The organism is Allocoleopsis sp. (assembly GCF_036703385.1).
Lineage (GTDB): Bacteria > Cyanobacteriota > Cyanobacteriia > Cyanobacteriales > Coleofasciculaceae > Allocoleopsis.
In genome coordinates this window covers 1-8,320 of record NZ_DATNPA010000743.1, presented here as the reverse complement: position 1 = coordinate 8,320, position 8,320 = coordinate 1, and the positions used below count along the sequence as shown (strand labels likewise).

Annotated in this window: 7 protein-coding genes; all 7 read right to left on the bottom strand. The window is 44.3% G+C overall.

The genetic code is table 11. The features are described 5' to 3' along the window. A partial coding sequence (locus V6C93_RS35070; RefSeq protein WP_333481323.1) for a PDC sensor domain-containing protein occupies positions 1-1,056 on the bottom strand: 1,056 nt, incomplete at its 3' end. Positions 1,057-1,192: 136 nt separating this feature from the next. Then, the gene (locus V6C93_RS35065; protein ID WP_333481322.1) at positions 1,193-3,898 is read right to left on the bottom strand and encodes a CHASE4 domain-containing protein; all 2,706 of its coding nucleotides are present in this window, start codon (positions 3,896-3,898) and stop codon (positions 1,193-1,195) included. 70 nt (positions 3,899-3,968) lie between these two features. Continuing rightward, positions 3,969-4,430 (bottom strand): chemotaxis protein CheW, encoded by a 462-nt coding sequence (locus V6C93_RS35060; RefSeq protein ID WP_333481321.1) that lies wholly within the window; start codon positions 4,428-4,430, stop codon positions 3,969-3,971. Positions 4,431-4,559: 129 nt separating this feature from the next. Then, a complete protein-coding gene (locus V6C93_RS35055) occupies positions 4,560-4,916 on the bottom strand; it encodes a response regulator (RefSeq protein WP_333481320.1) in 357 nt (118 codons plus the stop codon). A 54-nt stretch (positions 4,917-4,970) separates the two neighbouring features. Further along, on the bottom strand, positions 4,971-6,170 hold the full coding sequence (locus V6C93_RS35050; protein WP_333481319.1) for a response regulator: 1,200 nt from the start codon (positions 6,168-6,170) through the stop codon (positions 4,971-4,973). A gap of 730 nt (positions 6,171-6,900) precedes the next feature. After that, positions 6,901-7,881 (bottom strand): ATP adenylyltransferase family protein, encoded by a 981-nt coding sequence (locus V6C93_RS35045; protein ID WP_333481318.1) that lies wholly within the window; start codon positions 7,879-7,881, stop codon positions 6,901-6,903. Positions 7,882-7,958: 77 nt separating this feature from the next. Further along, positions 7,959-8,320, bottom strand: a 362-nt coding sequence (locus tag V6C93_RS35040; protein ID WP_333481317.1) for a dual specificity protein phosphatase, incomplete at its 5' end; no start/stop codon positions are given.

Sequence of the window (8,320 nt, the reverse complement as noted above, 5' to 3'; positions counted from 1 at the left end):
CAATCCCCATTTATCTTTCCAGGGTGTCACCTTTACGAATCGTCGCTCTCCCTTAAAGTTGAAGCTAAACAGTTGTTTGTTCTGAATCTTCTCAACCCCCCCAACTGATTTTTTTAAGTATCGAGCGGCGGCACTTATCAGTTCATCAGAGCTGTTTTCAGGTTGAATTCGTTGGGGTTTACCCTCAGCTAGGGTATAGGGTCGTGACTTTCCCGAATTCGCAACAATTAAACCGTTTCGTTCTACAATAAATAGCTTTGCAGAAGGGCTCACATCCAACGTGTTGAGAAAACTATTAATCTGCGAGAGGATTAAGTCAATTCCAATCACACCCAGGAAGGTTTTCTTATTGTTATACACGGGATAGCTAGATGAGATAGACATCACTTCTGGCTTATCTTCCCATTGATAAACCTCCGTCCAAAGAGGATGACCTGCTCGTGCTGCATCAGAATACCAAGCTTCGGTTCTGGGATCGTAGGTCTTAGTTTCCTTTAACTTAGTCCGATTGCCAAGGTCATCGGTTTGGTAAACGTATAACTTACCTTGAGTGGATGAACGAGAAACTTCATTAATCAACAAATTTCCATCATCCAAACGTTCAATTCCAATGAACTCGCCTTTCTTATTGGCATAGTTGTTATAACCAATATTAAAGACTTTCATTTGTCTCCAAAAATATTTCCCCAGCTTTTCAAAGTTTTGTAAGTCTAACGCTTCCAATTCAACCGCATCGAGGTTAATTTGATTGACCTGATGAGGGATACTCAGGTAAGAGTCAAGATGGGTTGAGACACGAGCGCTGACCTCTGTTTGCAACCGTCCAGCCATCTCATTCACGGCTCGTTGACCGTGGCGAATCGAAAGCCAGCCGGTGAGTCCTACTGCTGTGACCATTGGCACTACAAACGATGTCACAACTAAGACACGGATGCTGACCTTATGCCGAATTCTAAACATTGGGTCTTTGGGAGTAGGGAACTGCCCTGAATTCCCATTGGGTTGAGTTTCTTGGAGTTGAGAAACGACAGTCGGCTTTGTTTGCAGGGTTGCCATAGAGTATGCCCGAAATGAGTGACGTTAGAGCGCGGTAGGAATTGCTGTACCTTGGCAATCAGTTGAGTTATACCAAATCCGGGTTAAATACCCCTTTTTTAGGGGAGACAAGGCAGATGGCTGAGCCGGAAGGGATTTATTGGGCAGGAAGGGTTAAGGTGATTTCCTGTGCCTGAGTACGATGGTCGCTTTGCGAATTGCCGAAGGCATCACTGTCTGGTTGGGCTTCGCTATCCTTGTCTAGGACGGAGGATAATTGGAAGAATTGAACAGTCTGAAGTAATTGAGCAGACAGCAGATCCATTTGATCCGATCGCTCTCTAGCCACTTGAGTTAGTTCTGCCGTTTTGTTGGCTAGTTCAGCAATATCTTGCATCACAATTGCCGTGAGTTGAGCGGCCTCAACAATCTCCTGACTGAAATGAGTGACCGCTTCACCCGCTTGCACAGCCTCGCCCGTAACCATCTGGACGCGATCGAAGACTTGATTCGATTGCTCAACACCTAGGGTAAATTGCTTGACGAGGTCACCCAAACCCTGCACATCACCATCGACCGCTGATACAGCCGTGTGAATTTGAGTACTCTGTTGCTCAAGAGCTGCCAGTCCTTCACTGGTTTGTTGAGCTAGCTTACTCACCTGATCGGCAATCGAGTCAAATTCACGGGCAACAACCACAAATTGTCTGGGGTCACGCTGTTGGGAGGCTCTTGCTGCTACAAGCGACGCATTCAAAGATAGGGTTTGTGTGATAAAAGCAATCTGGTTTTGGTTTTGCACAAATTGATCGGCTAAACCCACAAATTCCCTCAGCGTCTTCATCCGCTGCACAATTCGGTCAGTCCCTTCCTGCAAAATAATGATGCCTTGTTTCAAGGCTGCGATCGCCTGTTGCCCCTGCATCAATGTAGTAGACACCGTTTGTAGCGATTCGTTCGATGCTGTTGCTCGTTCAGCAGAACATTGAGCGGCGTTTTCCATTTGTTCCGTCAAGTTCAACACCTGTCCGACGGACTGAGCTTGTTGTTCGGCATTCGTTGCTACTGTTTCAGCCAGTCCGGCTTGCTGGTTTGCTCCCTGCGACACTTGACGTGCTGCTGTCAAAACTTGGTCTAAGACTTCAGCCAGTCGTTCAATGAAGCGGTTAAATGTATCTGCGACCAGTCCGGTAATGTGATCGCTAACTTTAGCCTCAGCTGTCAAGTTACCATCTGCGGCTAGCAAAACAACATCTAAAAGGTGTTTTACTTCATCTTGCAGAATCTTGCTTTGCAAGGCGAGGGCAAGCAGACTGCTAATGGAGTAAACAAAAGTCTGCTCTTCCATGTGCCACTGCCGTCGAGTTCCCACTTGTTCGCAACGGATAATCCCGGCCTGATAGCCCCCCATTTGAATGGGAAGATCCAGCAGCGAGACAATGTTGTTTGGTGTCAGATAGGACTGTGCTAATTCTCGAGTTCGAGGATCGTGACCGACATCATTAACTATGATGGGTTCATTCTTGCTCAGCGCCTGAAAATACTTGGGAAAATCGGCTTGATGCTGCGTCATCTCTGCAAGATGCCGATTCAACGTGCGGTTATATAGATCGAGACAGGTAATCTCTGAGCGATCAGAGTTATACAGCCAAATGCTGACGCGAGTGATACCTAGCGTTTGGGCCGTTGCTTTAACAAATAGTCTGGCGGCTTGCTCTAAGTTTCCCTGCACGAGTGATTCATCACGAGACAGTTCCGCCAGGATGGTATTGTGTTCCTGCAATCCTTTAGCGTAAGCCTGCGATCGCGTCTGAGATTTCTCTAGTCGATCCAATACCGAGTTGAATGTGGTTGCTAAATTAGAGAGTTCATCACTACCGGGTAAAACCACTCTTTGTTGCGAAATTCCTTTAGTTCCAATCTGACTAACATCGGCATTGAGGGCACTCAGACGTGACAAAATTGATTTTTCTAAAAACCAAATAATAGCAATACTAAACATTGAACCCAGCAACAGGATTCCGAGTACAAGGTAATTTAAACTTGCTTGCCCTCGGGCATACATTGTTCTGGGTTCGGTTACTCGTAATAGAAATGCAGGTTTGTCTGAAATATCTTTGAGTAAGGCATAGCCAGCAACTAAGTCCTTACTCAGGGGCTGAGCAAAGGAAGTTTTTCCCTGGGCAAAAGCCTGCTGTGCGGCCTGAAAATCGGGAGCAAGCTGTTTAGCATCGAATGGCTCCAGCCTAATATTAGGCAGCTTGGTGAGTTCTTTCAATTGCTGAATAAACGGTTGATCTAGATAACGACCCATAATCAAAGTTCCTCGGATGGGTCCGGCTCCTTCACTCGTGACAATCGGTTGTGAAGTCAGCATCATTGGCCCTTCAGGGAGTTGAATAAACCCTAAATGCTCACTTTTGGGGTTGGGATGCTTTAGTAAAGGGCTTGAAGACGAAAGCTGAGCGAGAAAGGCTTGAGAAACAGGGACTTCTTTTTTCTGATTAAAGTCTACACCTTGGGAAAAAACAACCCTACCTGATTTATTGATATATATCGCTGCACTGAGTCTTAAATTAGTGAGGTGATCGTTAGTAAAATTACTGTTAATATAGGCTGAATTTCTATTTATGATGAACTTATAAGAGTCATCCCAGCGTGAATAATCGCGAGTCTGACGCGAGATGTTATCCAGGTGGGTCGCTAAGATATCTAAAACCCGTTGAACATCTTTATCAACTTGTTGATTTTCTAGAGCAATATAACTTTTAGTCAATAAAGTTCTGGAAATAAAATAAAAGCTTGTTGATAAACTAACAAGTCCCAGTCCAAGGCTCAACAAAACCTTATTTCGTAGTTTCATAGGATACCTTCAAAACACATGCCTATATCAAACGATTTGATTGCAAAGCTAGAAAGCCTTGGGACTGTCATCATCGAGGTTGCCAAATAGACGGCGAAATACTCTCTGGTTGAAATACTTCTATTTGAGGATTGGATGATTCTGTTGCTTTCTGCTCCTTGGCTGATAGTTCTTCTTGGGAAATACTACCAATCACCTGATCGACGATTAGCCCCACACCAGCAAGTTCGCTGACTAATTGACTCAAACGTATCGCTGTCAGCGTTTCTTGAATTCTTGGTCGTTGGCTCATGGGGTTGGCAACTTGGAGGGTCACAAGGGGGATAATACCGCCCTGACGGTGAACGACCCCCAGAACCCTGGAGTCATAGAATGGCAAATTGAGGATTTGCGATCGCTCAATGAGCATAATTTCCGCAACCCACTGAGATGGGAAAACAATTTTTTGATGTCCCACTTGGGTAAGAATGTAACGGTCTTGAAAGGACTTCAAAGATAAGGAATCGGTTTCGACATCTACAGAAATATCCATGAGAATTGATAGCAATTTTCAGCGGCGTAAGGTACAGATTTTTAGGTTTAAATATTTGCGGAGCAATGCTCTCAACCAAACAACAAGAATTCATCAAAGCACAAATTGCTATCTAAGCTGCACGAGCATTTAGAGGCTTTGTAATGTTTTTTCAAGGTGTTCACGGGTAATTGGCTTAGTCAGATAGTCATTCGCACCAGCTCGCCTGATTCCATAACTGACTTCTATTGGCGTTTTTTTGCTAGAATAGAGAATGACATGCTGATTGACGGTGTGTTGATTCAATCGCAATTCCCTGAGAAATTTGTAACCATCTTTGTCAGGCATGACAATGTCCAAAAATACAGATGTATATTCACCGGTTTTCAGCTTTTCAAGGATACCGACTGTATTTTCATATGCCTCAGCTTGATGTCCCATTTCTTCAAGCAATGAAGTCAAAAAATGCCGATCAACAGCACTATCATCGACAATTATGAATCGCATACGCCCGCTCCTAGATTTATCCCAAAGTGATAACTGTTTTCATGCTTGATATCCTCAACGATTTTTAACTTGACTGGGTTGGTGCAGTGGTAGCAACTCTGCCAGTAATAGGCGGAGTTCTTTTTTAAATCTTTGGACATCGTTGGGTGCAAGTGGTTTACTTAAGAATTGACAACCCGTCCATCGCGCTCGCCAGTTATTGGTCAGCGATTGTTCAGCCGTTAACATGATTATGGGAACTGAAGCGAATTGAGGTTGACGGCGAATTTGTTTGACCAAATCAAAACCCGTTATACCGGGCATATTAATATCAAGAAAGAAGGCGGTAGGATTTGAATCTTCCAGGGCTTGTAGGACGGCTGTCGGGCCGTGAAATGAGCGTACTGAATATCCCCAGCTTGTCACTAAAGTCTCAAACTGTTTTAGGATTAAAGGTGAGTCATCAACGACAAAAATTTCAGGAGTACATGTAACCGTAGATGGCTTAAGGCTTACCAAACGCTTACCGATTAAATTGGCAAATAGCTTGGCAATTTCCAGGGAATCTTGAGTCAGATACAATGCAATTTCATTCAAGCTTCTTTCACCTGATGTTAAGGTCTTCAACCACTGTTTCTGGGTTGCTGTTAAATTGGCAGACTCAACGACCTCAAGATTAAGGACAGGAACACTTTCCATTGATGGAATTGTGGATTGAAGCTTATGCCACAAAAACTTTCGTTCTTTAGCTTGGGAAAGTAAATCCACGATATCAAATCCTAGGAGGGGAGTTTGAATATCCAGTTGAGCGGATGGTAAAAATTGAGCCTGGCCTGGATAATTGAAGAGATAGGTATCAAAATCAGATAAAACTTGCAGCCGCAACGCTACTCTCAGATCCTCTAGGGTGATGGAACTCACCTGCTGTAATTCATGCAGTACTTCGATAAGCAATACGGATTGCATTTTGTGTTTTTCCTGCAAGAATCGTTGTTCCAATTCCCGAATAGCCCGTCTGACATCAGTGTTTTGTAAACGTGCTACATAACGCTGAAATATCCTTAGTAACACTTGCCAGCTGAGTTGCTGATTTCCAGAAAATATAACCTGTCCTTGAGATAGGCCGAGATACCACGGATTCATGCTATTGGTTCCACCTAAAGTAGGAAACTCCAAGAGCAAATAGCCTGTTAGTATTTCTTGGGATACTAGGCTCAGCTTCTGGGGCAACTCCTGTGCTTGAAACTGAAAGCTATAGGATTCTACTAGTTTCATGGGAAGAGCAATTGAGGATGACAACTCATCGGAAGTGTAAGTGTTCGGTATTTAAGTTGCGTAAAATCGGTAAATTAAAACACTTACCCAAGCAAGGATTTGGGCTTTACCGTACTTGTTATGCACCCATGCATAGAGAATACATCAAAGCCTTACTGGGCAAGATATTTTGTTTCAAAGCTCGGTATGGGAATTTCTAGGTAGACACCATGATTTAGATTCTACCCAAGAAATGTGGAGAAAAGGTGGAGATTTCGGGTAGGTTGATATCTCCGTAGATAGCACGCCCTTCATTCAAAGATCACTCTAAAAATGTCTAAGTAGACACCATGATTTAGATTTTAGTTAATAAAAGTGAGAAATAGGTGAAGATTTATGCTATGTTATCGAGTTTATGCTATGTTATCGAGTTATAGCTGTCGCCATAAAGGTTAGGACAGAGTTAACAGCTGAAACGACCACGTAGCAGTAATAAATCTTCTGCCTTCTGTCGTCTGCCTTCTGCCTTTTGCTATAACTTTGAATGAAGTCAGCCAACATCAAGACTCTAAGCTAATCGGCAGAAAACATTGCATAGCTTGGACGGGCAGGATGCCCATCCCACCAGAAAAAGGCTGAAGCCTAACTCCCAAATTAAATGCATAACAGCTTAAACATAAATAACTCTGATTCAGCTCTTCGGAGTGACAGCCCCTAAAATTGGGGACTGTTTTTTAAGTTGTATGAATGCTTATAAGGTGGGAGTGGGTACGGCGACGTTCTTCAGAGCTGTCATGGGGCCTTGTTCTACAAGAAACTGCATCTGCTGTTCGGAACGTACTGCCAGGGTACCTGCGAATCCGAGCGAGTTGACGGGAATGGACTCAAACGATTCCAAGGAGCGTGGCACGATCAACATCCACTCCCGTGTGGCGAGAAGATTATAGGCACCCAATGGTCTGTTAGAGTTCTCACGATCGCCACTCATCAAACCCAAGGCGTCAAGCAGGGAGTGATATCCCTCCAGCGTAGAAGAGGCCGCTTCTAAGGGGTCTGGCTGTGCGATCGCATTTTGGACGGTGCCGTTCACGTCGTGTTTCCCTGAGCAGAAGGCAATCCCATGTGCGAAAGGAAAGCCTGGGATGGTACCAATAGTCCCCTGATATTGGATGGATGGGAACAAGGATGCGATCGGTACTTGGAGTCCATCCGGCACCAGTGGCAGCGGCACCAATTGCAAGTGCTTGTGTCGCTGACTAGCACCCGCCGTCTTGCCTGCGTTGTAAAACACCAAACCGTCAATTTCGGCAAGGCAAGCCCACATAGCTGCAAAATCTTGCAAAGTTAGTAAAGTTTCCTGCTCTTCAAACTCTCGTGTAACGATCAGTAGGTGATGGTCGATCACATTAAATTTGTTCAGCAGACACAGGTGCGTGTCGGAAATGTCCGCAACAAACAAATCTTCCTCGTAAGGGAGAAACGGGTTGAACTCCTTACCGGAGGTAGCCGTTTGTTTATCATGTTTCTTCTTAGCTTCTTCCTTGCGTGCAAGATTGGGTAAAACCCGAACCAAGAAGTTAACGCCGCCTTGCTCAACCAGCTTACATTCGGTCGGAATTGACTGGAGTGCACCGCAATGGAGGGCGTGTTCAGTTCGCTCAGTCACCTTTGCCCACAATGTACCTGGTTCTAAAAATAGTGTTTCCCGTGCATCTGATTTTCTTTGGGGCATGGTTAAACCTCTTTGGCAGCTTCTAACACTCCTGTGATATCTCAAGTTGCGGTGAAATGTGAAGGTTTAGAGGGAGGCTATCTTTTCTCTCGTGGGAAAAGGCGTTCCAAGCTTTCCTGGAGATTGTGGTGAGGATAAATATCTGCCTTTTTGCTCCAAATGTACTGTAATGCTTGTTGATAACTCCAAGCAGAATTCTTGTAAAAACAATAAGCAAGGCCAACCGAGCCACTCCGACCAATTCCCGCTCGACAATGGACTAATACCTTCTTTTTCCCCTGCTTAACTTGTTCATCTATCCAGTTAACAGCTTCTAATAAAACTGTATCTGAGATAGGATGTCGTGCTCCATCTGAAGTCGCTAATTTTTTATAAACAATGTTAGAGCTTGGTGGGAAACTTAAGGTCAGTTCTTCTGCCATGTTCAGAATAACATCTA

Bases quoted from the DNA above. Each gene is read 5' to 3' on its own strand.
- V6C93_RS35060 (WP_333481321.1), bottom strand. From the start codon at position 4,430: ATGGATATTTCTGTAGATGTCGAAACCGATTCCTTATCTTTGAAGTCC.
- V6C93_RS35050 (WP_333481319.1), bottom strand. From the start codon at position 6,170: ATGAAACTAGTAGAATCCTATAGCTTTCAGTTTCAAGCACAGGAGTTG.
- V6C93_RS35065 (WP_333481322.1), bottom strand. From the start codon at position 3,898: ATGAAACTACGAAATAAGGTTTTGTTGAGCCTTGGACTGGGACTTGTT.
- V6C93_RS35045 (WP_333481318.1), bottom strand. From the start codon at position 7,881: ATGCCCCAAAGAAAATCAGATGCACGGGAAACACTATTTTTAGAACCA.
- V6C93_RS35055 (WP_333481320.1), bottom strand. From the start codon at position 4,916: ATGCGATTCATAATTGTCGATGATAGTGCTGTTGATCGGCATTTTTTG.